Origin of the sequence: Sphingomonas sp. AP4-R1 (genome assembly GCF_013113735.1) — a bacterium.
Taxonomy (GTDB): Bacteria; Pseudomonadota; Alphaproteobacteria; order Sphingomonadales; family Sphingomonadaceae; genus Sphingomonas_I.
On record NZ_CP053346.1, the window covers coordinates 5,081,135 to 5,108,104 of the forward strand.

Annotated in this window: 26 protein-coding genes and 3 pseudogenes; 14 read left to right on the forward strand and 15 right to left on the reverse strand. The window is 61.4% G+C overall.

Annotated features, from left to right (window positions below):
* Nucleotides 1-2: 2 nt before the first annotated feature.
* The 3 genes from HL653_RS22980 to HL653_RS24410 all read right to left on the reverse strand — a co-directional run bounded on the left by HL653_RS22980 (nucleotide 3) and on the right by HL653_RS24410 (nucleotide 2,224).
* Nucleotides 3-524, reverse strand: coding sequence for an Hsp20/alpha crystallin family protein (locus HL653_RS22980; protein WP_171747222.1), 522 nt, complete (start codon nucleotides 522-524; stop codon nucleotides 3-5).
* An 82-nt stretch (nucleotides 525-606) separates the two neighbouring features.
* Nucleotides 607-1,083 carry an Hsp20 family protein gene (locus HL653_RS22985; protein WP_171747223.1) on the reverse strand — a complete coding sequence of 159 codons (477 nt, stop codon included), beginning with the start codon at nucleotides 1,081-1,083 and terminating at the stop codon, nucleotides 607-609.
* Between the two features lie 445 nt (nucleotides 1,084-1,528).
* Complete coding sequence (locus HL653_RS24410) at nucleotides 1,529-2,224, reverse strand: MgtC/SapB family protein (protein ID WP_171746555.1); 696 nt, start codon at nucleotides 2,222-2,224, stop codon at nucleotides 1,529-1,531.
* Nucleotides 2,225-2,351: 127 nt separating this feature from the next.
* Between HL653_RS24410 and HL653_RS22995 the strand changes: the two genes are divergently transcribed.
* Nucleotides 2,352-2,801 (forward strand): NUDIX hydrolase, encoded by a 450-nt coding sequence (locus HL653_RS22995; RefSeq protein ID WP_171746556.1) that lies wholly within the window; start codon nucleotides 2,352-2,354, stop codon nucleotides 2,799-2,801.
* A gap of 87 nt (nucleotides 2,802-2,888) precedes the next feature.
* Here the strand turns inward: HL653_RS22995 and HL653_RS23000 are convergent, their stop codons facing one another.
* Complete coding sequence (locus HL653_RS23000) at nucleotides 2,889-3,725, reverse strand: DMT family transporter (protein WP_171746557.1); 837 nt, start codon at nucleotides 3,723-3,725, stop codon at nucleotides 2,889-2,891.
* 30 nt (nucleotides 3,726-3,755) lie between these two features.
* Nucleotides 3,756-4,193, reverse strand: coding sequence for a GFA family protein (locus HL653_RS23005; protein ID WP_171746558.1), 438 nt, complete (start codon nucleotides 4,191-4,193; stop codon nucleotides 3,756-3,758).
* A 297-nt stretch (nucleotides 4,194-4,490) separates the two neighbouring features.
* Between HL653_RS23005 and HL653_RS23010 the strand changes: the two are divergent.
* The 3 genes and pseudogenes from HL653_RS23010 (at nucleotide 4,491) to HL653_RS23015 (ending at nucleotide 6,309) form a co-directional block, all read left to right on the forward strand.
* A pseudogene (locus tag HL653_RS23010) lies at nucleotides 4,491-5,181 on the forward strand (CDP-alcohol phosphatidyltransferase family protein).
* A gap of 104 nt (nucleotides 5,182-5,285) precedes the next feature.
* Nucleotides 5,286-5,543: pseudogene (locus HL653_RS24715) on the forward strand (transposase); the annotation flags it as partial.
* Nucleotides 5,544-5,571: 28 nt separating this feature from the next.
* Nucleotides 5,572-6,309 (forward strand): IS110 family transposase, encoded by a 738-nt coding sequence (locus tag HL653_RS23015; RefSeq protein WP_171746559.1) that lies wholly within the window; start codon nucleotides 5,572-5,574, stop codon nucleotides 6,307-6,309.
* 485 nt (nucleotides 6,310-6,794) lie between these two features.
* Here HL653_RS23015 and HL653_RS23020 read toward each other — a convergent pair whose 3' ends face one another.
* Nucleotides 6,795-7,817, reverse strand: a complete 1,023-nt coding sequence (locus HL653_RS23020; protein ID WP_171746560.1) for an IS110 family transposase — start codon at nucleotides 7,815-7,817, stop codon at nucleotides 6,795-6,797.
* Nucleotides 7,818-8,093: 276 nt separating this feature from the next.
* On the opposite strand from HL653_RS23020, the gene HL653_RS23025 reads away from it, so the two are divergent.
* The 5 genes from HL653_RS23025 (at nucleotide 8,094) to HL653_RS23045 (ending at nucleotide 13,655) form a co-directional block, all read left to right on the forward strand.
* Nucleotides 8,094-9,512 carry an APC family permease gene (locus HL653_RS23025; protein ID WP_171746561.1) on the forward strand — a complete coding sequence of 473 codons (1,419 nt, stop codon included), beginning with the start codon at nucleotides 8,094-8,096 and terminating at the stop codon, nucleotides 9,510-9,512.
* 448 nt (nucleotides 9,513-9,960) lie between these two features.
* A complete protein-coding gene (locus HL653_RS23030) occupies nucleotides 9,961-11,076 on the forward strand; it encodes a PHB depolymerase family esterase (RefSeq protein ID WP_171746562.1) in 1,116 nt (371 codons plus the stop codon).
* 362 nt (nucleotides 11,077-11,438) lie between these two features.
* Nucleotides 11,439-11,768 (forward strand): YciI family protein, encoded by a 330-nt coding sequence (locus HL653_RS23035; protein ID WP_171746563.1) that lies wholly within the window; start codon nucleotides 11,439-11,441, stop codon nucleotides 11,766-11,768.
* Between the two features lie 118 nt (nucleotides 11,769-11,886).
* Nucleotides 11,887-12,639, forward strand: coding sequence for an SDR family NAD(P)-dependent oxidoreductase (locus tag HL653_RS23040; RefSeq protein ID WP_171746564.1), 753 nt, complete (start codon nucleotides 11,887-11,889; stop codon nucleotides 12,637-12,639).
* Between the two features lie 131 nt (nucleotides 12,640-12,770).
* Nucleotides 12,771-13,655 (forward strand): LysR family transcriptional regulator, encoded by an 885-nt coding sequence (locus HL653_RS23045; protein WP_171746565.1) that lies wholly within the window; start codon nucleotides 12,771-12,773, stop codon nucleotides 13,653-13,655.
* Between the two features lie 511 nt (nucleotides 13,656-14,166).
* Here HL653_RS23045 and HL653_RS23050 read toward each other — a convergent pair.
* Complete coding sequence (locus tag HL653_RS23050) at nucleotides 14,167-14,376, reverse strand: hypothetical protein (RefSeq protein WP_171746566.1); 210 nt, start codon at nucleotides 14,374-14,376, stop codon at nucleotides 14,167-14,169.
* Nucleotides 14,377-14,907: 531 nt separating this feature from the next.
* Entirely contained in the window at nucleotides 14,908-15,090 is a 183-nt protein-coding gene (locus HL653_RS23055) for a CsbD family protein (protein WP_171746567.1), read from the reverse strand.
* Between the two features lie 335 nt (nucleotides 15,091-15,425).
* Here HL653_RS23055 and HL653_RS23060 point away from each other — a divergent pair, with 335 nt between their 5' ends.
* Nucleotides 15,426-15,812: a response regulator gene (locus HL653_RS23060; RefSeq protein WP_171747224.1), complete on the forward strand. Its 387-nt coding sequence runs from the start codon at nucleotides 15,426-15,428 to the stop codon at nucleotides 15,810-15,812.
* 13 nt (nucleotides 15,813-15,825) lie between these two features.
* Here the strand turns inward: HL653_RS23060 and HL653_RS23065 are convergent.
* The 4 genes and pseudogenes from HL653_RS23065 to HL653_RS23080 all read right to left on the reverse strand — a co-directional run bounded on the left by HL653_RS23065 (nucleotide 15,826) and on the right by HL653_RS23080 (nucleotide 19,354).
* Nucleotides 15,826-17,259 (reverse strand): annotated as a pseudogene (locus HL653_RS23065) (sensor histidine kinase).
* Nucleotides 17,260-17,649: 390 nt separating this feature from the next.
* The gene (locus tag HL653_RS23070; protein ID WP_171746568.1) at nucleotides 17,650-18,045 is read right to left on the reverse strand and encodes a PRC-barrel domain-containing protein; all 396 of its coding nucleotides are present in this window, start codon (nucleotides 18,043-18,045) and stop codon (nucleotides 17,650-17,652) included.
* Between the two features lie 507 nt (nucleotides 18,046-18,552).
* Nucleotides 18,553-19,059 carry a TIGR02281 family clan AA aspartic protease gene (locus tag HL653_RS23075; RefSeq protein ID WP_171746569.1) on the reverse strand — a complete coding sequence of 169 codons (507 nt, stop codon included), beginning with the start codon at nucleotides 19,057-19,059 and terminating at the stop codon, nucleotides 18,553-18,555.
* Nucleotides 19,060-19,102: 43 nt separating this feature from the next.
* A complete protein-coding gene (locus HL653_RS23080) occupies nucleotides 19,103-19,354 on the reverse strand; it encodes a hypothetical protein (protein WP_171746570.1) in 252 nt (83 codons plus the stop codon).
* 823 nt (nucleotides 19,355-20,177) lie between these two features.
* Here HL653_RS23080 and HL653_RS23085 point away from each other — a divergent pair.
* Nucleotides 20,178-22,769: a TonB-dependent receptor gene (locus HL653_RS23085; protein ID WP_171746571.1), complete on the forward strand. Its 2,592-nt coding sequence runs from the start codon at nucleotides 20,178-20,180 to the stop codon at nucleotides 22,767-22,769.
* Between the two features lie 216 nt (nucleotides 22,770-22,985).
* Here HL653_RS23085 and HL653_RS23090 read toward each other — a convergent pair whose 3' ends face one another.
* Nucleotides 22,986-23,708, reverse strand: a complete 723-nt coding sequence (locus HL653_RS23090; RefSeq protein WP_253717326.1) for an SDR family NAD(P)-dependent oxidoreductase — start codon at nucleotides 23,706-23,708, stop codon at nucleotides 22,986-22,988.
* Nucleotides 23,709-23,798: 90 nt separating this feature from the next.
* Here HL653_RS23090 and HL653_RS23095 point away from each other — a divergent pair, with 90 nt between their 5' ends.
* Nucleotides 23,799-24,197 carry a helix-turn-helix domain-containing protein gene (locus HL653_RS23095; RefSeq protein ID WP_171746573.1) on the forward strand — a complete coding sequence of 133 codons (399 nt, stop codon included), beginning with the start codon at nucleotides 23,799-23,801 and terminating at the stop codon, nucleotides 24,195-24,197.
* A 90-nt stretch (nucleotides 24,198-24,287) separates the two neighbouring features.
* Here the strand turns inward: HL653_RS23095 and HL653_RS23100 are convergent, their stop codons facing one another.
* Nucleotides 24,288-25,181, reverse strand: a complete 894-nt coding sequence (locus tag HL653_RS23100; protein ID WP_171746574.1) for a LysR family transcriptional regulator — start codon at nucleotides 25,179-25,181, stop codon at nucleotides 24,288-24,290.
* A 101-nt stretch (nucleotides 25,182-25,282) separates the two neighbouring features.
* Here HL653_RS23100 and HL653_RS24720 point away from each other — a divergent pair, with 101 nt between their 5' ends.
* Both HL653_RS24720 and HL653_RS23105 read left to right on the forward strand, forming a co-directional pair.
* A complete protein-coding gene (locus HL653_RS24720) occupies nucleotides 25,283-25,519 on the forward strand; it encodes an SDR family oxidoreductase (RefSeq protein WP_367613578.1) in 237 nt (78 codons plus the stop codon).
* Between the two features lie 6 nt (nucleotides 25,520-25,525).
* Nucleotides 25,526-26,149, forward strand: coding sequence for an SDR family oxidoreductase (locus HL653_RS23105; protein ID WP_367613579.1), 624 nt, complete (start codon nucleotides 25,526-25,528; stop codon nucleotides 26,147-26,149).
* A gap of 61 nt (nucleotides 26,150-26,210) precedes the next feature.
* On the opposite strand, the gene HL653_RS23110 is transcribed toward HL653_RS23105, so the two are convergent.
* Nucleotides 26,211-26,960 carry an SDR family oxidoreductase gene (locus HL653_RS23110; protein WP_171746575.1) on the reverse strand — a complete coding sequence of 250 codons (750 nt, stop codon included), beginning with the start codon at nucleotides 26,958-26,960 and terminating at the stop codon, nucleotides 26,211-26,213.
* Nucleotides 26,961-26,970 lie beyond the last annotated feature (10 nt).

Below are 26,970 nucleotides of genomic sequence, written 5' to 3' on the forward strand. Positions count from 1 at the left end.
CGTCAGGCCGCCTTGCCATTCACCTGGATGCGGCGAACATTTTCGTTCGCCGCCTCCGTCTTCGGCAGGGTAACCGTCAGCACGCCGTTCCTGAAGGTTGCGGCCGCGTGGTCACGGTCGATGCCCTGGGGCAGTCCGATACGGCGTTCAAAGCGGCCGTAGCTGCGCTCGGTATAGCCACGATCCTTGTCTTCGACCTCGGAGCGCTTCTCGCCACGAAGCGTCAGCGCCCCGTCTTCGACGGTGATTTCGACGTCCTTCTCGTCGAGGCCCGGCAGTTCGGCCGTGACGCGGATTTCCTTGTCGGTCTCGCCGAGCTCGACATGCGGCCAGCCGGCAGCGCGGTCGAACCCGGCTAATGCGGGCACGCCGAAGCCGCGGAAGGCATCGTCGAACAGCCGGTTCATCTCGCGGTGGAACGACAGCAACCGGTGGGTATCACTGTCGCGGCCGCGCTCGGCGCTGACTGGAACGGTGAGCCGGTTTTCCTGCCGGCTCCAGGGAATGAGATCACGAAAGGCCATGATGGTCATCTCCTTTTCTGGCTGGAAGGGGCAAGGCCTGCCGGCCCGCTGGGGGCGGCGCCGGCAAACCTCTCGAACAGGATCAGGCCGCTTCGCGGACCTCATCCCTGGGCGCTTCGATCTGATCCGGGGCAGCTTTGCTACCGCTGATCTCGATCCGGCGCGGCTTCATTGCCTCGGGCACGACGCGCTTGAGCGCGATGCTCAGCAGGCCGTTCTCGAAGCGGGCATCGCCAGCTTCCACGAAGTCGGCCAGCTGGAAGCGCCGCTCGAACGCACGTGTGGCAATGCCGCGATGCAGATACTCGCCCTGGCCGTTGTCGTCGGCACGCTTGCCGGTGACGGTGAGCTGGTTCTGCTGGGCCACCACCTCGATATCCTCAGGGCGGAAGCCGGCGACCGCCAGCGTGATGCGGTAGCTGTCGTCGCCTTCTCTCAGAATGTCGAAGGGTGGATAGCCGTCGTCTTCGCGCGTACCGGCTTCGAGCAGGTTGAACAGCCGATCAAAGCCCACGGTCGAGCGCCGGTAAGGCGCAAAGTCAAAAGCACTCGTTCTCATTTCCAAATCCTCCTGATTGAGCAATTCGGGCATGAGGCGCGCCGGAAAGAGCCGGCGCTCTCAATGTCCACCGGACCCGGTTTTCAGCGTCCGGCGAAAAAAACCTAGGATGCCGCGAACCGGTTTCAAGACAGATTTTTTACCAATTGCTCGCTAACCGCGCGGTCTCGTCGGATCCGACCCAGTTAGGCCCGGACGGTTTGAATTCTGCGCTTGGGCAATCGGTCATGCTCCGCACTTATGTCGGCTTCTGGCACGAGACGACATTGGCATCGAAGCGAGCGAATGGCGGAAGGTGGTCGCGAGCCGCCGCCAGGTTCGCGGCGCGACTGACCCAGTTGCGGTCATTCGATGCGCGCTTAGAGCTCCTCAAGATCAGACGCTTGTTCATAAAGTTGCAATAGGACCTTCGCATCCGAAAGAGATGAGGAGCGTGTCGCGGTGATCAGTCGCCCTCGCCGATCTGCCTTTTTCTAATTGCCTTCACACTATGCACGCCGGGCGCTTCCTGCAGCCTGGAGGCACATGATCGGATGTCAGCTTCTGACACGCGCGTGAGATGCACAAAGGTCTCATCGCCGCCATCATCGGCAGGCGTCACATGCACTCGCTTGATCTGCCCTGACCGGACGCGCAGGATTTTTTGCAGATCCTCGATTGAGACGGCACCGCGCTCGCAACGGAAACTGAACGAACAGCTCTGGACACGAGCCCTGTAGGCTCGCTCAAAAGGCTTCAGACCTGCGAGGATGCCAAGAATGATGGCGGTGGACACAGCCGCGGCAAAGAACAGGCCACCGCCTGCTGCCAGCCCGAGGGCTGCCACGGCCCATATCGATGCCGCCGTCGTGAGGCCCCGGACTGTGCCACCTCGAAGCAGAATCGATCCGGCACCGAGAAATCCCACGCCGGAGACGACTTGAGCCGCCACGCGGGATGGGTCGAGTACGACATGCGGCAATTGCGTCGAGCGTTGAAAACCATAGGCGGAAACGATCATGAACAGGCAGGCACCGACGCTCACCAACATGTGCGTACGGATCCCCGCCGACCACAGCAGTCTTTCACGCTCGAAGCCGACAAGGCTTCCAAGCAAGGCCGCGACGGTCAAGCGCAGCAGTATGTCAGTGTCGCTAATCACTCCGTGCGAACCGGGAGGCCGCCGCAATCGTTCCAAAGCCTAGCTGCCGATCAGCCGGAAAGAAAATCGATTGTCATAAAAGTGTCACATTATATGAGGGCGCGATGGTGGAATTGGGCTTTCCTCGGTGACGCTTCAGTCGGCGGCCATACCGTATCGGATCGATGAGGCCGGCGAAGTCGCCGTGCTGCTCGTAAGCTCGCGAACTCAGGGACGATGGATTCTTCCTAAAGGGAAGATAGGTGCCCGAATGATGGCGCGCCGTTCAGCCGAACGAGAAGCTTTCGAGGAAGCGGGCGTGCTCGGGCGCATCGGCCGGGAGCCGGTTGGATCCTATCGGCAGCCTATCGGCGGCGGCACAGATCGCGGTGAAGTGCTGGTCGTGCACGCCTTTGCGCTGCGCGTGACGGATGAGTTGGATGTCTGGCAGGAAATGCATCAGCGCCAGCGAAAGTGGTTCACGATCAAGGAAGCACTGCGGGCGGTTCGGGATCCTGAGATCAAAAAGATGATCCGAAAATTCCGCTCTTACCTCAAACAGTCTGCGCGGTCCGAGATGCCATCGGCCGCAGACTGACGAGAATGGTGGGTAACCGCAGACAGGCACCCTGCCCCACCGGCTAACTACTCCCACCGGACGATTGGCATCCGGTTGAAGGTCAAGCTATGCCTGATGGCCAATACAAATCGCACCGATTGCGACGACCAGGCACGCTGCTATCCTGTAAGCGGTCAGGCGCTCGTGCAGGAATACGCGACCGATCAATGCCGCAAACACCACGCTCGTTTCACGAAGGGCCGATACCGTCCCCATCGCGCCCAGCGACATCGCATAGATCACGATGCCATACGCGATGAGGGACACGATGCCACCGCCTGCGGCGGTCAGCGTCTCCGGCACCCCTCTTACGAGTGAGCGACCATCACGAAGCGCAACGTAGACCAAGGGTGCGGACACGCCCCAGAGCAGGCACATCCACACCGTATATCCTACGGGCGCGCCCGACAGTCGAACCCCAATCCCATCTGTGACGCTGTAGGCGCCAATGAAACAGCCCGTGCCGAATGCGTAGGGCAGACTATCGAGGCCGACTCCTCGGTTCTGGAAAGCAAGCGAGACGATTCCGCCCGAAACCAGGGCGATCCCGACCGCGCTGACCGCGTCCGGTATTTCGCCTGCAAAGGCCGCGGCTCCTAGCGAAACGAGGACCGGTGATGATCCTCTCGATATCGGATAGGTCTGGCCAAGATCGCCGCTGCGGTAGGTGCGGACGAGGAACAGGTTGTAGCCGGTATGAAGAAGAGCCGAGACGATCGCATAGACCCAGCTGCTTCGGGCCGGAAGGGCGACGAATGGCGCCAGGCAGGTACAGACGACCGCGATCGCGAGGCACATCACCGTCATCGACCATAAGCGGTCGGCTCCAGCACGCAGCATCGCGTTCCAGCTCGCGTGGAGGACCGCCGCGAGCATGACGATAGCGACCACGCCCAGCGTCATCCCCGTCGAGCGCTCATCGCGACGATCTGATCATTCAGCGTTCCGGTCCGCCGGGAAAAAGCGCAGCGTTCCTGCCGATCGCGCTTTGCCACCTGTGTCCTTGGGGTGGTGGACGCCATCGGTGACAGGAACCTCGAAAAAGTCGAACGGACTGACGCCGTCCAGACAGGCGACGTTCACCCCATAAAGGTTTGGATCGGAGCGACGCTGGTGATGGGTGTAGATGCCGCAGCGAGAGCAGAAAAAATGCTCAGCTGTCATCGTGTTGAACCGATAGCGGGTCAACGCATCCGCGCCCTGCAGGATCTTCATTCCGCTGACTTCCGCTGACACCGCGATCGCTCCGCGCATCCGACAGAAGGAGCAATTGCACCGGCGGATTGTCTCGAAGCCTTCAGACAGCTTCACCTCGAATTGGACGATGCCGCAATGACATTGCCCGTTCAGCGTCTTTTCTGTGTCACCCAAGGGAAGCCTCCAAACGCAACCACGCTAGGACCGCGAATAGCTGAGGAGCAAGCGCGACCAAAACCGCGACGGTTACGAAGCGACCAGCGGCTGATGCGCCCCATATCCGGCCATTCGCATCTAACGCTGATCTCCACTTTCTGCCGCTTATTCATGTCTGAGGCGGAAAGGCAGGAACAAGAACGCGGATCGTGTCGAAAAACGGTGAGCGCTTTCCTACAACGGCCCGGTCGAGCCAGCCGTTGTTGCGATCCAAGCGATATCAGCCGAAGGCGGTCCATCAGCAAGAGATATACCATGAGCGAGAGCCGCCCCGCCGCCCCACCCGCTTTGATGCGGATGCAGACTAACATCCTCGCGAACGCAGAGCGGCACTTGCTCCTGCGCCTATGCGGATTACTCCCCCGCTGGATGCGCCCGGACCATCTCACAAGCATTGGCATGCTGGGTTCGATTGCAATTTTCGCGGGCTATGCCGGGAGCAATTTCGGTGCCGGTTGGCTGCTTCTCTCGCTAGCCGGCTATTTTATACAGTGGTTCGGAGACTCACTCGATGGAAGTCTGGCGCGGTTTCGTCAGATCGAGCGACCTTCCTATGGCTATTTTCTCGATCATAGCTGCGATGGAATAACCACTTTCCTGATCTTAGCAGGGATCGGCGTGAGCCCGTATGTCAGGATGGACATCGCGCTGCTCGGGCTCGTGGGCTATCTGCTTCTGTCGGTACATGCCTTTCTGTGCGCCCGTGTTCTTGGCGAGCTTAAACTGACATATGCAGCAGCGGGGCCAACGGAATTGCGTTTAATGCTGATTTTGTTGACGGTAGCGATGATGGTTCTGGGACCGGCTCCAGGCATGTTCGGCTTTATTTCAGGATTCGATCTTTTTTTTAGGTGCCGTTGGCTGCATTCTCTTGATGTTGTTCATCAGGCACACGGTCGGCGTCGCCCGCAGGCTGGCCAAATTGGATCCAGCATCGACTTCTTGAACGACCCATGTGTGGACCTCGGGTAATCGCGGGACTGATTCGAGCTATCGATAGTGCTGCGATCCGGGCGCTCGGCCCGGTGGTGAGCACCATCGGAGGGTTCGATGCCGCATTCAGTTGGTTTGGACGTATCCCAGAAGACCACGGCGATCTGCGTGGTCGATGCCGAAGGGCGGCGGGTTTGGAGGGGCACCAGCCCGACCGATCCTGGTCCGATCTCGCAGCTCATCTCCAGGCATGCAGGCGCCAACGCGAAGTTAGGCGTTGAGACCGGCGCGATGACGCCGTGGCTTGTACACGGCCTCCGTGCGGCTGGTCTCGATGTCGCGGTCCTTGACGCCCGCCGGGTGAAGGCAGCGCTGCAAATGAGGCTGAACAAGACCGACCAAAATGACGCAGAAGGGCTGGCGCAGGTGGTACGGCTGGTACCGCTCGGTCCACGTCAAGTCGCTGGATGCGCATCAAGCACGATCCCTTCTCGGCGCGCGAGCCCAACTCGTCGGAATGAGGACGCGACTTTCCAATATGGTGCGCGGCGTGCTGAAGACATTCGGCCTGCTGCCGGGGGCCGACCGCGGCCTCAGGTTCGACCGCCGCGTCGAAGCAATGATCGAGGATGCGCCGGACGTCGCATTGATCGTGAGACCGCTCCTTGCCACCTGGAGGCAGCTTCGTGAGCAGATTGCCGTCTTCGACACGACCGTTCAGCGCCGGGTGAAGAGAGACGCGACCTGCAGATTGCTCATGACAGTTCCGGGCATCGGCGCCCTATCGGCACTCGCATTCGTCAGCACTATCGAGGATCCAACCCGCTTCGCTCGCTCGCGATCCGTCGGAGCACACCTCGGCCTGACGCCGCGGCGCTACCAGTCAGGTGAGATGGACCGTAGCGGGCACATTTCTGGATGCGGCGACGTCCTCGCGCGAACGCTCATGTACGAGGCGGCCATCGTGATCCTCCACCGGGTGAAACGACCGCTGCACCTGAAGGACTGGGCGCTGGCGATCGTCGAGCGAGCCGGACCAGGCAAGGCGCGGGTCGCGCTGGCGCGGAAACTATCGGTGATCCTGCACAGCGTGTGGCGCTCAGGTGAGCCGTTCCGCTGGGAGCCTGCCACCGTAGCGTAGCCAGATCGTCCGGCAGGAGCCGGACGTACGTGTCGCCTCGGGCGAGGTGTGGGCGACTGCGCGGTAGGGGCCATGGGCACGTGATCTGACGTCAGCCCGTTGTGGACCTTGCAGCGCCCGCGCTTTTCCGACCGGACCAGATGCTGCGGCGGCCGATGCCGACCGCGAAGAGAACCATGACCCGGAAGGCGACAAAGAAGAAGTTGACGAGGGAGGCGCGATTAGAGAACGGCCCTCCGTTGGCAAGTACGAGCATTCGCCTAGCGTTGCTGGTTGGTGCGGCCATGTGTCCGACCTGTTGGTGCGGCGCATAGTGCCGCTGGCCGTAATGCCATTCGCGCGTCTCGGGTCCCGATCAATCCCGCGCACTCGAGGTGCTTGGGTCATAGTGGGTTTTCCCGATCCGGCGGTTCAACCGGCTTGTTGCATTAGCTCCTGATCGCCCTTTCCAACCTCGTCAGGCGCGGTCGCCCGCGCCGTGTTCCTTATGCCACCAGCGGCTCACGATACCGCTCACCGCTGGCCATCATCGCCCAGATCATGCGCGCGTTCTTGTTGGCGAGCGCAACCGCGGCGACCTTGGTCTTGCGGCGGGCGAGCAGCTGAACAAGCCACGGCCGCTTGGCGCCGTTACGTTCGGCAAAGCGCACCACCGCCATGGCGCCGACGATCAGCATCTGGCGCAGGTACTGATGGCCGGCCTTGGTGATGCCGCCGAGCCGCTCCCTGCCGCCGCTGGAATTCTGCCGCGGCACCAGGCCGATCCACGCGGAGAGGTTGCGGCCTGAGCGGAAGATCGCAGGATCGGGAACGGTGGCGACGATGGCGCTGGCGAGCAGCGGCCCCACGCCGGGTATCTCCATCAGCCGACGGCCAAGCTCGGTCTCGCGTGCGCTCGCCAAGATGCGGCGGTCGTTTTCCAGGATCTGCTCTTTCACGATGCGCAGCTGAGCCGCAAGCATCTCCAGGCAGAACCGCGCGTCGGCCGGCACCCGCTCGTCAGTCGGGTCGGCGATGACGTCGAGGAGCTGCTCGATGCCGTTCCTGCCGATCGGTGCCGCAATCCCGAACTCGGCTAGGTGCGCCCGCATCGCGTTCGACAGCTGCGTCCGTTGGCGGTTCAGGATCAGGCGAACACGATGCAGCATCATAGCGCTCTGCTGCTCGGGCGACTTGATGCCGACGAAGCGCATGGTCGGGCGGGTCACCGCCTCGCAGATCGCCTCGGCATCGGCTGCATCGTTCTTGCTGCGCTTGACGTACGGCTTCACGTACTGCGCCGGCATGAGTTTCACGTCATGCCCGAGCGCCACCAGCTCGCGTGCCCAGTAATGCGAGGTTGTGCAGGCCTCGATGCCAACCAGGCACGGCGGCAGCTTGGCGAAGAACTTTAGCATGCGGCCACGGGTCAGGCGCTGGCGAACCACCGCAACACCCTCCGCGTCGACCCCGTGCACCTGGAATACGTTCTTCGCGAGATCGAGACCTATCGTCGTGACGTTCCCCATCGTGGCTCTCCCTTCCGGCTCTCCGCAGATCATTCTGCGGGAGGGTTGGAGAGCCGTCCACGTCATCAATCCCGGCCATTCATGGCCGCCATTCCATCTCTCGAAACCGGCCATCCGTTAATGCCGCCGGTGCCCCGGATCGGTGCTGCGAACCGGCTGCGCGGTACGGCCGGATTTGCCACTTTCCGGCCAGACCGCTTCCCGTATTTCATGCTAGCGTGCTGACGTTCTGCTTCATGCCGTTTGGCTCTGGAGCGATTGTTGTGCGGGGGCAGGATGCGGGGACGCGAGCAGCACGACAGTAAACCCACGCTTTCGCGTACGCTGACGCTTCTCCCGGCAATGGCCCTGATCGTGACGAACGTGGTCGGCACAGGCATCTTCACGAAAACCCGCGTGATGACCTGCAATGTCGGGTCGCCGTGGCTGGTGATGCTGGCTTTCACCGCGGCAGGGCTGCTTACCCTTGCAGGAGCGCTCACCTTCGCTGAACTCGGCGCGATGCTGCCACGCTCCGGCGGACACTACACCTACATCCAGGCAGCGTTCGGGCGCCTGTGGGCCTTCCTGTTCGGCTGGATGGAGACCCTGCTCGATGGTGCCGCCAGCGTCGCAGCGATCGCGATGGTCTTTGCGATGTTCCTGAACGATCTGACGAGCGACACGCTTTCGCCAACCGTGGTTCTCGTCGTGACGCTGCTGACAATCGGTGTCACGACCTTGCTCGCGAGCGCATCGATGCACGCGAACGGCCTCGTCGTCGCGACAGTAACCGTGCTCAAGGTCGTGCTGGTGCTAAGCATCGGACTCGCCGCATTCTGGGTCACGGACGGATCGTTCGCACATTTTTCCAGCGCAACGACCGGGGCCACATGCGCCAACGTACCTTCGACCGCCCGGTACGGTATCGCAGGCTTTGGCGCGGCGATGACCGCTGCACTATGGGCCTATAACGGGTGGGCCGACCTCTCCTTCGTGGCGGAGGAGGTCAGGCGGCCCGGCATAACCGTCCCGCGCGCGATCATCGGTGCCAGCCTTTTAGTCATCATGCTCTATCTCGTGGTCAATCTGGGCTATTTCTACGCGCTTGGCCCGGAGCGCATCGCGGCGCTTCCGGAAAATGCTTCCGTGGCGGGGGCTCTCCTTTCACGGCTGCTCGGGGCAAGCGGAGCATCCTTCCTGATCATTGCGATGATGATCTCGACCGCCGGGGCGCTGCATTCCACCGCGCTGTCCATCGCGCGTATCCCGTTCGGAATGGCCCGCGATGGCCTATTACCCAAGTGGCTGGCGGCAGTTTCGCCCAGAGGCAACGTGCCCGTTCATGCCACCGTCTTCATCGGCGTCTGCGCCTGCCTGTTCGCGCTCTCGGGCACGTTCGATGCACTGACGGACATGATCGTATTCGCCTTGGTGTTCTTCAACGCGCTGGGCGTCGCGTCCGTCTACGTCCTGCGGCGCAAGCTGCCCGACATGGATCGTCCCTATCGCGTCCCCGGTTATCCCCTCGTCCCGGCGGCATTCCTCATCGTCAGTGCAGGCCTGATGTTGAGCACCCTGGCGACGGCACCTACGCGGGCCATCGTCGGAATTATGCTCGTCGCGACGGGAGTGCCGATATTCATGTGTTTCAGTCGGAGAAACGCCACGCCGACGGACCCGGCAAAGACCTCTTTTGGGGGACGCGACACTTGAAGCAGAGCGACTGACATTGGTCGAAGCCGACTGAGAGTCGCGCGACCGAGGAGACCCACAATCGGCTGTTCATGCCAGCTTTGCGGCCACCCGGAAGCGGGCGTTCGTTAAGACACGATACTATTGCCGCAAAGGGATCGACAGCAGACTGCCAGCTGGAGAGATATCGAGCACTCTGAGCGCATGTCCGCTTCTTAGCGCTATAATTCGCCGAGCCCCAGAAGCGGACGCTCTCGGCTTTCTGTTACGTCGCTAAGAGTTGTCTACTGTCTTGAAGAGTGATGCGGCAGGCAGCGCACCGACCGTTACGTCAGCCTCAGCACTCCGCCGCGGAGCGCAGACCGAAAATGCGTGTAGAGCCTTGCCGCTAGCCCAACGATCGCCATATGCTGCAGTGCAGCAAAAACGCTCACCATGCTGAGGAGCTCGCTGCTCTAGGAGCCGTCACATGCGCAACACGTTCTTCGACAACATCGGGAGGGGTGCTAGCGCAACGACGCCGGTAAACCGGCTTGCCAATTTGACGGTTTTCGGCACTAACCCGGGGGCGCTTTGTGGCCGCGTCTACGTACCGGCGCAACTGGCAGAATGTCCGGCGCTCGTCGTCGTGCTGCACGGGTGTACGCAGACCGCGGCGGGCTACGACCACGGTTCAGGCTGGTCGCAGCTCGCCGAGCGATACGGCTTCGTACTCCTCTATCCAGAGCAGGACCGCTCCAACAACGCCAACCTATGCTTCAACTGGTTCGAGCCCGGAGACATCGCGCGCGACAAAGGCGAGGCGCTGTCGATCCGTCAGATGATTGAAGCGATGGTAGTCGCTCATGGCATCGATCGTGACCGCATCTTCGTGACCGGCCTCTCAGCGGGTGGCGCCATGACGTCGGTGATGCTGGCGACCTACCCGGAAACGTTCGCAGGTGGGGCAATCATCGCTGGCCTGCCCTACGGCTGCGCGTCCAACATACAGGAAGCGTTCGGCGCGATGCGCGCTCGCGGGCAAGGTCGTCCGGACGCGTTGGCTGCGCTTGTTCGACGCGCCTCCGGCCACGACGGGCGTTGGCCTTCGATCTCCGTATGGCACGGCACTGGCGACGCCACGGTTAACCCTGGCAATGCCGAAGCGATCATTGAGCAGTGGCTGCCGCTGCACGGTGTCTCCAGCCCCCCCTCCACCGATATCGTTGACGGATACCCCCACCGCGCCTGGCGTAATGCAAGCGGGCGGATTGTGGTCGAGGCTTACAGCATCACCGGGATGGGCCATGGCACCCCGCTCGATACGGGTGGCGCAGACCCGTCTGGCGTTGCGGGACCGTACATGCTCAATGTTGCGATCTCGTCGTCCCAGCGGATTGCAGAGTTCTGGGGTTTGACTGCGAACACGATGACGAGGCCGGAGGCAGCGGAACAAGAGCGGGATACACCGGCGATCGCCGGGACGAGCATAGTACGCCGCGCTACCAAAGCGCAGCGGATTTACCCCGATCCGAAACCCGCGCCTGGTATCAACGTGCGCCGGATCATCGAGGACGCGTTACGAGCCGGCGGACTGATGAAATAGCTTGCTGCTCGGAGAAGCAGCCGCGCACGCTCTTAGGCTGCTGGGGGAGAGAGGCTTTTATTCGGTCATGTGGAAGCCTATGCTTCGTCATGACACGCATGCCGCTCGAGGAACATAGGCCAAGCGAGGCAGGGTACGCTCTATATCGGCCGTAAAGACCCATAACCGGCCGCTCATACGCACCTGCCGGGTCCGAAATGCGGCCATTCGTTAATCGGACCGTCCCCCATCGTTGCTGATGGACGATGCAAATTCGCCGGTCGAATAGATGTTATCCGAAACGACCCGCTACCAGCGTGTCCTGAACAGACCGACAAATAGCCGCGCCGGGCATCCCGCCCCGGCTGTCGGAGGTTACAGCTATGGTCGACGAAAACGGCCCCCACTACTTCGTCGCGTTTCAGACGCCGGGGCCCAAATGGGTCGAGGGCGTGAAGTATAACGAACAGCCCGACTTCATGGCGCATGTGGGCTACATGACCGAGCTGCAGGAACGTGGTCTCACCGTGCTCAGCGGTCCGTTCATGGAGAAGGCGGGTGGCCTCAATGGCGTGCTCGCGGATGGCGGCATGACGATCTTCCGCGCCGCCGACCTCGACGAGGCTATCCGGATCGGCACCGACGATCCCACGGTGAAATCCGGCATGTTGAGCGTCGAAGTGAAGATGCTCTGGGTGCCATTCCACCAATGAGTTCGGATTGGCCGCAAATAACTCTTATTCGCCGCGGCCGTCTTTTGCCCCAATTCCGATGCGCCACTTTAGCGCGCGGCGAGCCGTACTTTTCCGCTCGCACTGAAGGACCCCAGAGATGAAGAGACTAGAAGGCAAGATCGCCGTCGTCACCGGCGGCAGTAGCGGCATGGGTCGCGCCACCGCGCAGCAGTTCGTGGCTGAAGGCGCGACCGTTATCATCACCGGCCGCCGGCGGGACCGGCTCGCCGAGGCGGTTGCCGAAATCGGCGGTGCGATCGAGGGCTTCCAGGGGGACATCGCCGATCTCGCCGACCTGGAGCAGCTGCGCGATCGCATCGCACAGACCCATGGTCGGATCGACGTTCTGTTCGCCAATGCTGGTGGCGGTTCGCTGGGAGCGTTCGGAACAGTGACGGAGGAGGATTTCGATCGCACGATCGCCATCAATCTGAAGGGCACTTTCTTCTCGGTCCAGACCCTGCTGCCGTTGATGGTCGATGGCGGGTCGATCATCCTCAACGGCTCGATCGCTGCCAGCCTCGGCATGCCCGCCTTTACCGTTTATTCGGCCACCAAAGCCGCGATCCGTTCCTTCGCTCGCACCTGGACCAAGGACCTGAGCGCGCGCCGGATCCGCGTGAACACGCTCGCTCCGGGCACGATCATCACACCGATCATGGTCGAGCAGGCCGGCTTCAGCGAGGAGCAGCGCGACGCCTTCTACGACCAGTTCGCTGCCGAGACACCGCTTGGCCGTAATGGAGACCCACGGGAAATCGCCTCGGTTGCCACCTTCCTAGCTTCGTCTGACAGCAGTTTCATCACCGGTGTCGAGCTGCACGTCGACGGCGGTTACGCCCAGATCTGACGGTTCTCTAACCTGTTCGGGCCGGCCGTCGTCGGCCCGAACTGAGCCCCCACCCCACGTGCATACGCAATGGCGTTTAGGCTGGGATCAGCTAGGATCGGAGCCTTTCCATGGCTTTCGGAAGCGAGGGCGTGAGCGATCAGTTCCAAGCCCTCCGTCTGTTCGTGCAGATCGCGCGAACCGGCAGCTTCTCTAAGGGCGCTCGCGAGATGCGGCTGTCGCAACCGACCGCATCCCGCATCATAGCATTGTTAGAGGAGCAGCTCGGCGTCACCCTGTTCGCGCGCTCGACCCGTGGCCTTACTCTGACCGAGCCCGGCGCCGCTTACCTCGACCGTGTCCGACCGATCCTGGACTCGCTTGAAGAGGCCGACAATTTCGTGCGCGGCAGCGATGATCTGCGCGGCACTTTGCGGATCGCGGTATCGTCGATCATCGCGTCGCGTGCCATCGTACCCTTGCTGGGGGCCTTCGTCGCGCGCCATCCGAATCTGCGCGTTGAACTCTTGATCGACGACCGCCGTCAGGACCTGATCCAGGAGGGCATCGACGTCGCGATTCGTTTCGGCAAGCTCCCTGATTCCAGTGCGGTTGCGCGGCTGATTGGGCGTTGGCCGCTCGTGGTCGCTGCGGCGCCCTCTTACCTCGAAACCTATGGCACGCCCGAAGTCCCCGAGGCGCTTGCGGATCATCTCTTCGTGATCGCGGGGCCCGTTGCTGGCAAGGAGCTAATCTTTCGTCAGGACAATCGGCAGGTCGTCGTCCAGCCTCAAGGCCAAGTCGCCATCAATAGCGCGGAGGTTGCGGTCAGCGCCGTTCGCGCCGGGCTTGGTATTGCCGTCGCCAGCTTACCCTCTTTTGCGGAGGATTTTGACACCGGCGCCCTCGTCCGCCTTCTCCCAGAATGGTGTCTCTCCGACATCGAAGCCCATGCCCTGTTCGCTAGTGGTCATCCCGCCAAACCGGCGGCGCGTGCCTTCGTCAAGCATCTCGTGCAGGAACTGCGTCCGGTCTGACGCTAGGGTCAATGGCTGGACGGACCCAATTGCGGACGCTTAGGACCATCAGCCAACTTCCTGGGTTCGGACATCCGTTCATCGTCGCTACAAGCCACGCTTTAGCTGCGCGCCGGTGGCGCGGAATGTTCTGCCCATACCTCCGAACCTGAAGCGACGCGGCCGCCATCAGCAAAATGTTCTCTATATGTTCTTTTTGCTTTCCTACAGGCCGCGGCCCTGCCAGATGGATCAGCGGAGGTGCCCCATGATCGATTCGGCCATGATCCTCGCGTTGTCCGCATTCCTCACCAGCCTGTCCGCCGTGATCTGGTCCATCAGACGGAAGGCGTGATGTCCGTCCCAATACCTTGGGTATCGACGCAATAAGTTGAGGTGAGGAGGTGGTAATGCGTAGAAGCGAAACGCCGGCACGCCAGCCTATCAGAAGCGCGATCTATACACGAAAGAGCGTCCGAGATGGTTTGGATCTCGAGATGAATATGGCACGACGCTCGGCCGCGAAGGCTTCTCATCCGATCTTGAGATCGAGATCTCGGGCGGCCTCGGCCGCATCAAGCCGACTGGAAAGCTGATATCGCCAATTCACTTGGGCGGCGTAGACGGGTGGTTGCCCATCGATGGCCTGACGGTGACGCCAGACCGTATCGCGGGCGGATACCGGATGAACGGAATGAACAAGCCGCGCATCGAATACGACTGCCGAAGTCGCATTATTCATGTCCGCGCGGCGACAGATTTTAAGGGGTGCTGTGAGAAACGTTAGACTCGGGCAAAGGCGGATTGCGACGTTCGCGGGCATTCCCGGGAAATTTGAGCATCAACACACAACTCGGTAATCCACGTCGAGGTTGCGGCGCCTGTAAAGTGGGCATTGTAGCATGTGATACAGCCCCCAACCTTTGCCTGCCGCCCTCTAGTCTAAGAGCAGGCTTGGGACGTCGCGAGTTTTGCTATTCGCGTGAGCCGACCGAGAGGGAGCCTTTGGGCTAGGCGGACGTCGCTTCATTGATTACCACGTTTCAGGTTTCTTGTTAGCCTAGGCTTTTCGGGGCTTGGCGCGTAGGGTCACTCTGCGACAAGTATTATGCTCGTCCAGCGGAATAGCTGTTATTAAATACGGACCTAGATCCCCAACGGAAGGAACGGATCCAACGCGTATGAGCGATTGGTTCCGCTCACAGGCGGGTCGCAACTCCCAAACAAAGTACCAAGAGGACGGGCCGCCTCGCTGAGGCGGCCCCTGCAGAAGTCAAATCTTATCGCCCAACGCACCTTTCACGCTGCCCTTGACGTCTTGCGCGGTGCCCTTGAGCTGCTGCGCGTCGCCCTCTGCTTCGAGCTGCGCGTTGCCAGTTGCCTTTCCGACCTCTTCCTTCAATTTTCCGGCAACCTTGTTTGCAGCTGCACTGACCTTGTCGGTGAATTCACCCATCGTATCCTCCTTCGTTAAATCGATTTGGTGTGAACAAACTGATGAAAATCAGTCTCGTTCCTGAGCGATTTCGGTTGTCTCGCCAATCCGAAACCGGCAACGTATCAAAGCGGGGCGGCATCTGTACCAGAAACAGCGGCGACCCGACGTCCCCAAACGAGAATGCGTCGCAGCGCAAAACTTTTGGGTTAAGGCGCGCCCTAGCCTTCCCGACACGGCGATTTCGCCGTGACCCAAAATGTCCGCTGATCCGTAAACTTGATCTCGATCAGCGCCTCGGGAACGAAGTGGGCCCATTCTCATTGTGGAACGAGCGGCTCAACTGGTGGCAAGTAATGAAATCCGTACTGATTGTGGAAGACGAAATCCTGGTGGCGTTGGACCTCGAACGCATCCTCGAGGACGCCGGCTATCACGTCGCCGCAATCGCAGCCGATCAGCGCGAGGCGCTTTCCGCTGTTGGCGACGTCGAATTGGCCTTCGTTGACCTCAATCTTCGTGATGGGCCGACCGGCCCCCAAATTGCGCGTGATCTTGCTCAGCAGCACGGAGTGCGGATCGTCTATGTAACGGCAAATCCGTCTCAGATCGGAGAGCCGGCGGCTACCGCGATCGGCTGCATCCGCAAGCCGTTTCGTGAAGATGCGATCTTAGCGGCGGCGGCGCTCGCAGCGTCGACGGTTGAAACCCTGCCTGTGCATGAGGATATCATTCTGGTTTAAGCCCAATTGGCAATCACCGTCTCATCGACGATGTCGGTACGTCGAGCTGCAAAATAAGGCCCTCCTCGCCCCATTGCCGTTCGATCCGGCCTCCCATTTGCCGAACGATGCTCAGTTCGATGAGCTTGCTACCAAAGCCCTCACTCTGAGGCTGGGTTACGGCAGGACCTCCCCGTTCTTCCCAGCGCAGCCGCGCGACGTGACCACCTTCGCTGCTCTTGATCACGACTGAGCCATCGGTCGCCGATAGTGCACCATATTTCGCGGCGTTGGTGGCAAGTTCGTGGAAAAGAAGTGCCAATGGTGTCGCCGAGCGGTCATCGATCTCTAGATCGTCGCCTGCGATCGTGATCCGCTCGCGGTAGGCGCCAAGAAGCTCTTCGACCATGCCATGAAGACTGTTCTGCTTCTTGCCCGGGCGTGACACGTCGCTATGGGGACGGACGAAATCGTGGGCGCGGCCAAGCGCAAAGATCCGATCTCGCAGATCAGTGGCAGCTATTTTCATCTCTGGGTAATGGCGGGTTGAGAATGTGATCAGTCCGCCGATCACAGCAAAGATGTTTTTTATCCGATGGCTGAGCTCCTGGGCAATAACCTCGCGTTGCGCCTGCAGCGTTTTTTGGTCATGGATATCAGTGCAAGTGCCGAACCAGCGTGTGATTTTGCCGTCCGCGCCGCGAATGGGCAGCGCACGCCCTAGCGTTCATCGATATTCGCCTTTGGCGTCTCTCAAACGATATTCGATCTCGTATGGTTCGCCGGTCTCCAAGGAATGCCGCCAGGCCGTCCAGGCACGCTCCTGATCGTCCGGGTGGAACATGCCATTCCAACCCTCGCCATCGGTCGATCCCTTAGGAACACCCGTAAACTCATACCAACGCGCGTTATAGTAATCATGGAATCCGTCAGGCAGCGTGGACCAGACCATCTGCGGCATCGTGTCGGCCAGAATGCGAAACTTTGATTCCTGTTCATCGCGCTCACGGCCACGGCGATCGGTCGATCGGCGTAACGTGAGGATGGCCATTATATTCGCGGCCAAGACAGTCAGCCCCTGCCACTGAACCGCCGTGAGATCGCTACGCGGCGATGGGTCTATTACACAGAGCGCCCCGAGTGGCGTACCGTCATCGGCGATCAACGGTGCGCCTGCATAGAAGCGGATATAGGGTTCCCCCAGTACAAACGGATTGCTCGCAAAACGAGGGTCCTGACTGGCATCCGCGACAACCATGATTTCTTGGTTCAGCATCGTGTGGGCGCAGAAAGAAACATCGCGCGCTGTCTCGCGAGCATCGAGCCCCGTCCGCGCCGGAAATGATTGACGGTCTGCCTCGACAAAACTCACGAGCGCGATCGGAGCGTCGCACAGCGTCGCGGCAAAATCGGTGATTGCAGTCAGCCGTGGATCGTCGGTGAGGCCGTCCAGATCATAGCTTTGCATCACGATCTTACGGTCGGATTCGCTAAACTTCGATGCAGCCAAATCAATCACATCGGACATCAACGCTGCTCATTCCTTACATCAACCGGGGTAATTCCTGTAGCCGACCATAACGCGCGACTGAGGGCAAAGGGGTCACCTATCGTCGCCCGATCGAAATAGTCCATCAGGCGTGCGGACGATGTCCCGTGATCGCGTCCAACCCGCGCCGTGCCAGATATTGTACGCCCCAACCGATCGCAAAGGTCATCACCAACGGCGCGGCTGCTTTGACGGCGCCTTCGATGAGATAGCCCTTCAGCGCACCGCTGACGCCCGAGCCCCCTCGTCACGATCGATCTCGGCACCGATCAGTATTCCAAGGTCATTGTTGATCATCGTTTTCCTTTCTCAACCGACAGAGAGATCAGCGGGCGGGACGCCGTAGTAATTGGAAACCCGATCGGCGTAGGCCTGGTTGAAGTCCGGCGCGTTGTTCGACCAACTCGGTCCGCCCTCGAGCAGCCGGCGATCGATCGTTACGACATAGCCGTCCGCCACGTGGTCATAGGCGAGAAGTTCAAACGGAAGCGGATAGTAGCTTTTGCCGATCCCTAGAAAGCCGCCGAGACTGAGCACGGCATAAGTGGCGCCACCTGTCCGCTTGTTGATCATGAAGCTGTAAACCGTACCGAGAGCATCACCGTCCCGAGTGGAAATTTTCGTTCCGTCTACCTTATTCGACGCCAAAAGCAGATTAGTCGGCACCGTGGTCGTTACGGCATCATTGCCATCCGTCATGATCATATCCTTGGTTATCGGTCGGCAAACTGCCGTGGCCGCCGGGTGTTCCGTCGGAAAGGACAATCGCTCATGACCGGGTTTGCATGCTTTGCCGATCGTCCATTGCAAACCGTCTGATCGGCAGCTTGCGGCAGGACCAGACTTGCACAATCTTTCCGCTGGACGACCAAAGGTGGCCGGATGCTGCCGCGACAGCCAGACCCAAAATCGGACGCCCAGTGAGGTGCGGCGGCTTCCAATAAACGGACATACGTTAAGCTAGCTCACCGTCCAGACTACCGTTGATTTGCTACTCGGCGGGCTGACGCGGCCCGCCAAGTAGCGATAGCTCTTTATATCGTGGGGCAAGCGGTTGCCTTTCTCCGGCGCGCACTTCACACCTTCGCCATGTCCCGGCCCCCGATCTCGCCGACTGTACCTACTTACCCGCAATAACACGTTATAGCAGCTTTAGTGCGGGGCTGGAGCTGGGCATTACCGCCTCAGGGCTGGGTCACAGGTCTTTGTTGGTCAGCGAAGCTTCAGTGTATCGCCTTCAATCGAGACGAGGTCGAAGCGCGAGAGCATGCTCTGCCCCATTAGGCCGATGCCACTATTCGCCGGCATGACCATCACGGTCACGTCTTCGAAGGTACGTCCGGCGACGTCCATATGATCCAAGACGGCTCGGCTCATCGCGACCGTTCCCGCGCTCGTTATGACCCGCTGGTCGAATGTCAGCTTATCCACGTCAACACCCATCCGGCGGGCTTCGGCCGTGGAGAGCATGATCGCGCTGGCGCCGGTATCGATCAATAGCCGAACTTGTCGACCATCGACGCTGGCGACTGCATAGAAGAAGCCATCCGCGCTACGCAGCAGATGACTGCTGTCGACGGACGGGGTCAGTGCCAGATCCGGGGTAATCACCCCGATCGACTGGCCGGGCCGTGTGGAACCGAGGGCGTAAGCGGTGGGCAGGCCTGCAGTAAGCAAAGAGGCCAGTGAGATGGCGAGAACGCCGAAATGTGCGGCCATGAGAATTTACCAGTGTATCGAAGCGATCGGTTCGATCAGCGTATTACATAATGAGCAAGGCAAGCAGGACGGGCGGCGCCCAGCATGCCAGTGCCGCGCCGACGATGAACGCCGCTCGCGATCGAGGCATCCACTGGTTCTCAAGTGGAGCGATGGCGCGCGTCGAGCTTGGCGCGATGTGCCGTCCCTGCTCGCTGAGGGGTGCGTTTGCCGCACGGCCCAGATGATCGGGATGCACATAGATAAGGCTGGCCTCAGACGGCGTGAGAACAGGCGCAACAAGAATGATTGCCATGAGGTTTTCCTTGATCGCCCGATCTCGCCCACGGTTGGCAGAGCGGGATCGGCGGCAAGGACATAAAGATCCGACGTCGACTCTGTTCCGGTCAAGTAACATTAACCATAAATTATTATGCATTAACTAACCGTATACCCAACGCCATTTTTTAATATTTACTACCGTCCATGAGAGTTCACATTGCTCTATTTAATAACTTGGCAAGTTTTGCAGTTGGCTATAATTGGCAGTTTTATACCACTTTCCATTTTTACTCGGCCCGGGATTCTAAACCACTATCGCTTGAACCCCAGGTGGCGATGTCGCGGCCGGCGTCGGTGATGGAGCGGCATCGAAACGCAGCTGGCCGATACCTTCTGCAATGCCCGGGGGCTCAAAACTTGGAGATTGGCCGAGCAACTTCATCCCAGCTCAGAGCAGCACCGCGTAAGAAGCCTTCCATTGCAGCCAACCCGACCACCCGCCGCATATGCCCGCACATGGGCAGATCCTGCCCGACGGCGGGTGCGACCCATTCCCGGTCAAAAGACGACGTTCAAAGGGCCCTGCTCGCTTCCCAACACCAGACATTCGTTAATCGCGATCGAGGCGGCGATGTCGATAGGCAAGCAGTCGGTCAGCAAGGCGATAGTGGCAAGATTGAAGGGGCTGCGCTGGCGCCGTATTGGCAAGCAAGCATGCCCGCTTAGTGACAGGAAAGCGCCAGATACGATTGCGTGAAAGAAAAACGTCACGCCTGCGTCACTGAAAGATCGCGCACCGAGCCTAGCCGCGGCCCCGATACGAAGGGGACATCATCCCCGACTCACAGGGGCAAAACATGCGGAAAATCCTGCTTCCGGCCAGCGCCATCGGCGCGATCGCGGTCGCCACCTCGGCATACGGGCAGGCCGTCGCTGAGGCCGAGGATGACGCGATCGTCGTCACCGGCCAGCGCGCGCAGCAGGAACGGTCGATCCAGGTGAAGCGCGATGCGATCGGCGTGGTCGATGTTTCCGCCGCCGACGATATCGGCCGCCTGCCCGATCGCAACGTGGCCGAGGTGGTCGAGCACCTTCCCGGTGTCGGCGTCACCTACGATCAGGGCGAGGGCCGCTACGTCGCGATCCGCGGCGTGCCCTCCAATCTCAACAATTACACGCTGAACGGAATGGAGATCGGCAATCCCGATGGCACCACCCGTTCGCTCCCGCTCGACATCGTCTCGGGCCAGCTGCTGAACCGCGTCGAGATCGCCAAGGTGAAGACGGCCGACATGGACGGCCAAGGCATTGGCGGCACCGTCAATCTCGTCACGCAGACGGCGTTCGACTTCAGGAACCGCACCAACATCGCCGTCAGCGGCAAGGCCGGCATCCAGCAGTTCAACAACAAGGTGCCCTATCAGGGTGATCTCACTGCCGGCACGCGCTTCGGCTCGGACGACCAGTTCGGCATCGTGCTGGGCGGCAGCTATTCGGACCGCAATTTCTACAGCATGGGCTTCTATCCGGATAACTGGAAGCCGGTGGCGGCCGCCGCGCGCGGCGGCCTCCCCGACAATATCAAATATACCCGCTACTCGCTCGATCGCGAGCGGATCAGCGGTGCGGGCTCGTTCGACTGGCATCCCAGCGACACGCAGACCTTCTACGTGCGCGGCGTCTACAGCCGCTTCACCGAGAATGAGATCCGCCCGCGCTACCGCCTCGATTTCACCACCACCGCCTATACGCTCAACCCGGACGGCCTGACCGGCTTCGCCAACGGCACCCCGAGCAGCGCCACCGGCACGCCCGGCAACGGCACGGAGCGGCGCGAGGATCTGCGGCTCGACTATAAGGTGAAGACGCTCGCCACCGGCATGGTCGGCGGCTCCAGCGAGTTCGGTGGCTTCAAGCTGGATTATGAAGGCGCCTACAGCCGCAACATCACGAACGACAAATACCCGCTCTGGCAGTTTCGCTGCAATCCGGGTCGCGTGACCTTTGACTTCAGCGACAAGATCTACGACGCCGCGCCCGTCACCGAATGCTCGGCCAACCAGATGCAGTTCCGCCAGTATCAGGAGTTCGACCAGCGCAACGTCGAGAAGATCTGGCAGGGCAAGGTGGACGGCACCTACGCGCTCGAGAGCCTGGATGCGGGCAGCTTCATCAAGGTCGGCGCCAAATATCGCGATACGTCGCGCGATTTCGATCAGGATCAGCCTACCTGGGTGCGCGCCAGCGCCACTGCGAACCGCTGGACGCTCGGCCAGTATAATCTCGGCGGCCCCGGCGTCTGCGTGAACCCCGACAGCGCCAACGTGAAGCAATGCTATTATAACAGCCCGACGTTCGACATCGATGCGCTGAAGGCGTTCACCGCCCAGAATCTCGGTGGCGCGCTGATGCCGCTGGATGCGGCCACCACGCTCTCCAACAATACGATCGCCGATTTCCAGCTGAAGGAGAAGGTCGCCGCCGGCTATGCGATGGCGAACCTGAAGTTCGGCGCGCTCACGATCACGCCGGGCATCCGCTACGAACACACGTCGCTCGACATCACCGGCTTCCGCCTCGTCGCCAACAGCACCACGATCCTGCCGGACGCGCGCCACAACACGTATGACGATTTCCTGCCGAGCCTGATCATCAAGGTCGCGCCCAGCGCCACCACCATTTTCCGCTTTGCCTATTCGAAAAGCCTCGGCCGTCCCGAATATAGCAATCTCAGCCCAGGCGGATCGATCAACAGCACGGACGGCACCGTCTCGCTCGGCAATCCCGATCTGAAGCCCTATCGTGCGGACAATTTCGATGCGACCGCCGAATGGTATTTCGCCAAGGGCGGCCTGCTCTCGATCGGCGCCTTCGCCAAGATCATCAAGAATCCGATCTTCAGCCAGACCACCGTGCTGCGCAACACCACCTATGCCGGCGTCGCTTATTCGGTGCTGGGAATCACCCAGCCGCTGAACGCCGACAAGGGCGACATCATCGGCATCGAGGCCCAGTACCAGCAGCAGTTCACCTTCCTGCCCGGCCTGCTCTCCGGCCTCGGCATTTCGCTGAACGGCACGCTGACGGATTCGAACCTCACTCTGCCCGACGGCCGCAAGTCGACCTTCCCGCAGCAGTCCAAATATCTCTACGGTGCCGAACTCTTCTATCAGAAGGGCATCGTCGAGGCCTCGATCGCCTATCACAATACCGGCCACTCGCTGCTTGCGATCGGCAGCCCCGCCTACAACGATCAGTATAATGACGATCTGCGCCGCCTGGATGCCAAGGCCAGCGTCGCCGTGTGGCGCGACATCCGCGTGTTCGTCGAGGCGCAGAACCTGACGGACGAGCCCACTCGCCAGTATCAGGCCGGCATCAAGGATTGGGTCGTCCAGAACGAACGCTATGGCCGCACCTATTATGCTGGCTTATCCGCGAAGTTCTGATGATCGCGCCATGAACCGCTGATCGTAACATTGACCCAAAACCGGTCGTTCGCGTCCCCATCCCTACGTTCCAACTTCGGTCATTCGTTCAGGAGAGCGAGACGTGCTCCCGACTGTGTTTTCGCACGGATCGGCCGATCTCGCGGCGTTGGAGACGGGCGACGCTGATCGCGCGATCTATCCGATCCACGTGTCAGGTGCCGCCCGTTCATCTGCCTACACTTGTCGCATGCCTCCATCGACGCAGAGTTCGGCGCCGGTAATAAAGCTGGCTTCGTCGCTAAGCAGGAAGACAGCCGCATCCGCAACTTCGTCGGCGCGCGCCATGCGGCCGAGCGGAATCGGCGCGATGAGCATCTGCCGCATCTCCTCGGATACCGCAGCCATCATGTCCGTATCGGTCGGTCCCGGCGCGACGACATTGACGCGGATCCGTCGCGGCGCCAGCTCGGCCGCCCAGCTGCGGGCATAGGAGCGCAGTGCCGCCTTGGTCGCTCCGTAAGTACTGAACGGCGTGACGCCCATCACGTCGGCGATCGAGCCGACCAGCACCACCGATGCTCCGTCGCTGAGCACGGGCAGCGCCGCCTGGATCCCAAACAGCGCGCCGCGCACGTTGACGGCGAAGTGCCGGTCGAAATGCTCGCCAGTTTCCTCGACGATCGTTGCCGGCTCCGACAATCCGGCGTTAAGCACTAGCGCGTCAATGCGACCATGCAGACGCTTGGCCTCGGCCACGACTTGCTCAAGATCGCCTTGGGACGCCGCGTCGGCTTCGACGCCGTGCGCCGATGGACCGATACTCTCAGCCGCGGCGGCTACCTCATGCGACCGACGTCCGGTCAGAAGGACCGTGGCCCCTTCCTTCGCGAGCCCGCGGGCGGTCGCGAGACCAATTCCTTTCGCCCCACCGACTACCAGCGCGACCTTGCCTGCCATTCTTGCCATCTTCAGCCCTTTCATTCGAGATGGCGAACCAGATATACGAAGCATATCTGCTATCAAGAACGCACTCGGAGTAGCGTAGATATGGCGAGCGATACCGACCTGCAGGCCCTGTCGTGCAAGGCGATGATAGACGTGCCTCGTATCCGCCCAGTGCTGGACAAGATCGCAGACAAGTGGACGATCATGATCCTGACGGTGCTGTGCCCTCAACCAGCACGCTTCAACGAGATCAAGCGACGGCTCGACGGCATCACCCACAAATCGCTCGCTGATGCACTGAAGCGCTTGGAACGCCATGGACTGATCACCCGCACTGTGATCCCAACTACCCCGATCGGTGTCGTCTATACGATTACGTCTCTAGGCCACTCGCTTCGCGAACCCTTCGAAGCGCTATGTTCTTGGGCGCTGGATCAGGAGCAGGCGATGGCAGAGGCAGTGACCGCATATGACAAATCGCGGAATTCGTCGGTCCGTTGACCTACATTCTGCCATTCGCAGCAAGGCAGGTGCTGCCGGAAAGATGTCGTTCTTTTATATAGCGCAAAGGGCTCTTTGAGCCGCTGACGGTCAGCACCGATCATCCAGATAGGCCGCGAGTTCCTCGGCCGTCCCGTTCGGAAAGGACTGCCGCAGATACTCCAGGAGCGCCGATACCCTGGCGTTCAGCAGGCGTCGCGAGGGATAGAGCGCCCATAGCGCGACGCGTGAGGCCGGGACATCACCCCACGCGATCAGCCGCCCTCTTGCAATGTCCCCGCTGACCAGCGAGAGGGGCAAGCGGGCCACGCCGGCACCAAGACGCACCGCATCTCGTATCATCACCAGCGAGGATAATCGGAGCACCGGATCGATCGCGATCGCGCGTTGCCCATCGGTGGTGTCGATCGTCCAGCTACTTTCGACGTCGCGGTCGCGCACCACAGCAGGAAAGATGCCGCCTGCCAGCGGCGACACGTCAGGGGCAGCAACGACGACCAGTCGGTCGTGAAGGAAGGGCCGGCCCACCAGCGCATCGTCCGCTGTCGGATTTACCCGGATGACCAGATCATAACCTTCCTCGATCATGTCGACCGCGCGATCGTCGGTCGTGACCTCTAGCCGAACATCGGGATGGCGCTGCGCGAACCCGGCCGCCAGCCGCCCCATCGCGGTCTGAGAGAAGAGAAGCGGCGCGCTGATCCTGAGGCGTCCACGGACTGCTGCGCTGCCCGATGCGATCGCGATCGTTGTCTCCTCCAGCTCGGCGAGCAGAGCGCCTGCCCTCTCGGCCAGCGCCCGGCCCTCCTCGGTCAGCTTGAGGTCGCGCTGGCCGCGCTCGAATAGGCGCAAGTCGAGCGCGGACTCCAGCTCCGACACGCGGCGCGACAGCGTCGCCTTGGGCCTGCGCGCGGCGCGCGCGGCTTTGCCGAAGCCGCCATGGCGGGCGACCAGCGTGAAATCGGCGAGCGCGAGCAGGTCCATATCGTTCCACCCATGAGACGGCGCGTCCAGATTGCGCGTCTAGTTGCCGTACCATGGATCACGCATCTTGCTCGGGTCAGCAAGATCCAAGGAGAAGCCCCATGACCATCCTCGTAATCGGCGCCACCGGACGCGTCGGCCGCCATGTCGTCGAACAGCTCGTCGCTCGCGACGCCTCTGTCAGCGTCCTCACCCGTGATCCTGCCAAAGCGGCGTTTCCGGCCGGTGTCGATGTTGCCAAAGGCGATCTGCTCGATATCGACTCCCTGCGCGCGGCCTTTGTCGGCGTGAGGACGCTGTTCCTGCTCAACGCGGTGACCGGCGACGAATTCACCTAGGCGATCGTGACGCTCAACGTCGCGCGAGAGGCCGGTGTCGATCGCGTCGTCTATCTGTCGGTGTTCGATGCCGACCGCGCCGTCAACGTACCCCACTTCGCAGTGAAATCGGGTGCCGAGCGGATGCTCGAGGCGATGAACTTCGGTGCCACCATTCTGCGTCCGACCTACTTCATCGACAACGAAGCGATGGTGAAGGGCGTAATCCTTCAGCACGGCGTCTATCCGATGCCGATCGGTGGCAAGGGCGTGGCCATGGTCGATGCGCGCGACATCGCCGAGATCGCGGCGATTGAGCTGATCCGGCGTGACCGCGCACCTGAAAAGCTGCCAATCGAGACGATCAACGTGGTCGGTCCCGAAACGCTGACGGGCGAGGACGTGGCAGCGATATGGTCCGACGTCCTCGGCCGCCCCATCGCCTATGGCGGCGACGATCCCAGCGGCTTCGAACAGAATATGGCGACGTTCATGCCGCGCTGGATGGCCTATGAGATGCGGCTGATGGCCGAGCGCTACGTCAGCGACGGGATGATCCCGGAGACCAGCGACCGCGAGCGCCTGGCTAACATGCTTGGCCGACCCCTGCACGACTATCGCGAGACGGCAGTCCGGCTCGCTTCCGCTTGATCTTCGGGCTGCGGCCCGGCGGCCAGCGGATGGGTACCCGCCGGCCGCCGGGTTTCACACGTCAGGCGGCGTCCGCCATCCAAGCGATCGCATCTGCGCCAGCGGGGATCTTGAGCGGTGCGGACGGGTTGGTCGCGGCCTCGAACACGGCAGCTGCAACGTCTTCAGCATGGGTGACCGGCCCCGTGTCCTCCTGGAATTGTTTGATCATACCCTCGATCAACGGCTTATAGTCGGGATTATCGAGACCGCGCAGGTGCGGCCTCGCATTCGCGCTGAACTGCGTCGCCGGGGAACGGCCGGGCAGCACGATGTGAACCCGAACGCCGAACGGCTGCATCTCGACCGCCAGGCTTTCGGTGAGCGCATTCACCGCGGCCTTGCTGGCGCGATAGGTGCTGACCAGCGGCAGCGGCTTGAGCGTGACGGTCGAGGTCACGTTGATGATCACGCCGGATCGCCGCGCGCGGAAAGCCGGCAAGACCGCCTGCATCATCGCCAGCGTGCCGAGCGTATTGGTCTCGAAGAGTTGGCGCGCCGTGTCGAACTCGATGAGTTCGATAGGGACCGCGGCCCCGAAACCGGCATTGTTGACCAGCACGTCGACAGGCCCCGCCTGCGCGACCGCACTGGCGACGCTGTCGCGATCCGTGACGTCGAGCGGCAGGATGGTGAGCCGGTCGGACGACGGCAGCAGGCCCGGATCAGGCGTGCGCATCGTCGCGACGACACGCCAGCCGCGGTCGAGGAACAGTTTTGCGGTTTCGAGACCGAAGCCCGAGGAACAGCCGGTGATGAGAACGCTGGGCATGTCTTGCTCC

What these genes read in the sequence shown, in the direction of transcription:
- HL653_RS23110 (WP_171746575.1), bottom strand. Translation starts at nt 26,960, where the DNA reads ATGCCCAGCGTTCTCATCACCGGCTGTTCCTCGGGCTTCGGTCTCGAA.
- HL653_RS23035 (WP_171746563.1), top strand. Translation starts at nt 11,439, where the DNA reads ATGGTCGACGAAAACGGCCCCCACTACTTCGTCGCGTTTCAGACGCCG.
- HL653_RS22980 (WP_171747222.1), bottom strand. Translation starts at nt 524, where the DNA reads ATGGCCTTTCGTGATCTCATTCCCTGGAGCCGGCAGGAAAACCGGCTC.
- HL653_RS23000 (WP_171746557.1), bottom strand. Translation starts at nt 3,725, where the DNA reads ATGACGCTGGGCGTGGTCGCTATCGTCATGCTCGCGGCGGTCCTCCAC.
- HL653_RS23090 (WP_253717326.1), bottom strand. Translation starts at nt 23,708, where the DNA reads ATGGCAGGCAAGGTCGCGCTGGTAGTCGGTGGGGCGAAAGGAATTGGT.
- HL653_RS23015 (WP_171746559.1), top strand. Translation starts at nt 5,572, where the DNA reads ATGACGCAGAAGGGCTGGCGCAGGTGGTACGGCTGGTACCGCTCGGTC.
- HL653_RS23060 (WP_171747224.1), top strand. Translation starts at nt 15,426, where the DNA reads ATGAAATCCGTACTGATTGTGGAAGACGAAATCCTGGTGGCGTTGGAC.
- HL653_RS24720 (WP_367613578.1), top strand. Translation starts at nt 25,283, where the DNA reads ATGACCATCCTCGTAATCGGCGCCACCGGACGCGTCGGCCGCCATGTC.
- HL653_RS23050 (WP_171746566.1), bottom strand. Translation starts at nt 14,376, where the DNA reads ATGAATAATGCGACTTCGGCAGTCGTATTCGATGCGCGGCTTGTTCAT.
- HL653_RS22985 (WP_171747223.1), bottom strand. Translation starts at nt 1,083, where the DNA reads ATGAGAACGAGTGCTTTTGACTTTGCGCCTTACCGGCGCTCGACCGTG.
- HL653_RS23025 (WP_171746561.1), top strand. Translation starts at nt 8,094, where the DNA reads ATGCGGGGACGCGAGCAGCACGACAGTAAACCCACGCTTTCGCGTACG.
- HL653_RS23070 (WP_171746568.1), bottom strand. Translation starts at nt 18,045, where the DNA reads ATGATCATGACGGATGGCAATGATGCCGTAACGACCACGGTGCCGACT.
- HL653_RS23100 (WP_171746574.1), bottom strand. Translation starts at nt 25,181, where the DNA reads ATGGACCTGCTCGCGCTCGCCGATTTCACGCTGGTCGCCCGCCATGGC.
- HL653_RS23040 (WP_171746564.1), top strand. Translation starts at nt 11,887, where the DNA reads ATGAAGAGACTAGAAGGCAAGATCGCCGTCGTCACCGGCGGCAGTAGC.
- HL653_RS23030 (WP_171746562.1), top strand. Translation starts at nt 9,961, where the DNA reads ATGCGCAACACGTTCTTCGACAACATCGGGAGGGGTGCTAGCGCAACG.
- HL653_RS23075 (WP_171746569.1), bottom strand. Translation starts at nt 19,059, where the DNA reads ATGGCCGCACATTTCGGCGTTCTCGCCATCTCACTGGCCTCTTTGCTT.
- HL653_RS23085 (WP_171746571.1), top strand. Translation starts at nt 20,178, where the DNA reads ATGCGGAAAATCCTGCTTCCGGCCAGCGCCATCGGCGCGATCGCGGTC.
- HL653_RS23020 (WP_171746560.1), bottom strand. Translation starts at nt 7,817, where the DNA reads ATGGGGAACGTCACGACGATAGGTCTCGATCTCGCGAAGAACGTATTC.
- HL653_RS23095 (WP_171746573.1), top strand. Translation starts at nt 23,799, where the DNA reads ATGGCGAGCGATACCGACCTGCAGGCCCTGTCGTGCAAGGCGATGATA.
- HL653_RS23080 (WP_171746570.1), bottom strand. Translation starts at nt 19,354, where the DNA reads ATGGCAATCATTCTTGTTGCGCCTGTTCTCACGCCGTCTGAGGCCAGC.
- HL653_RS23055 (WP_171746567.1), bottom strand. Translation starts at nt 15,090, where the DNA reads ATGGGTGAATTCACCGACAAGGTCAGTGCAGCTGCAAACAAGGTTGCC.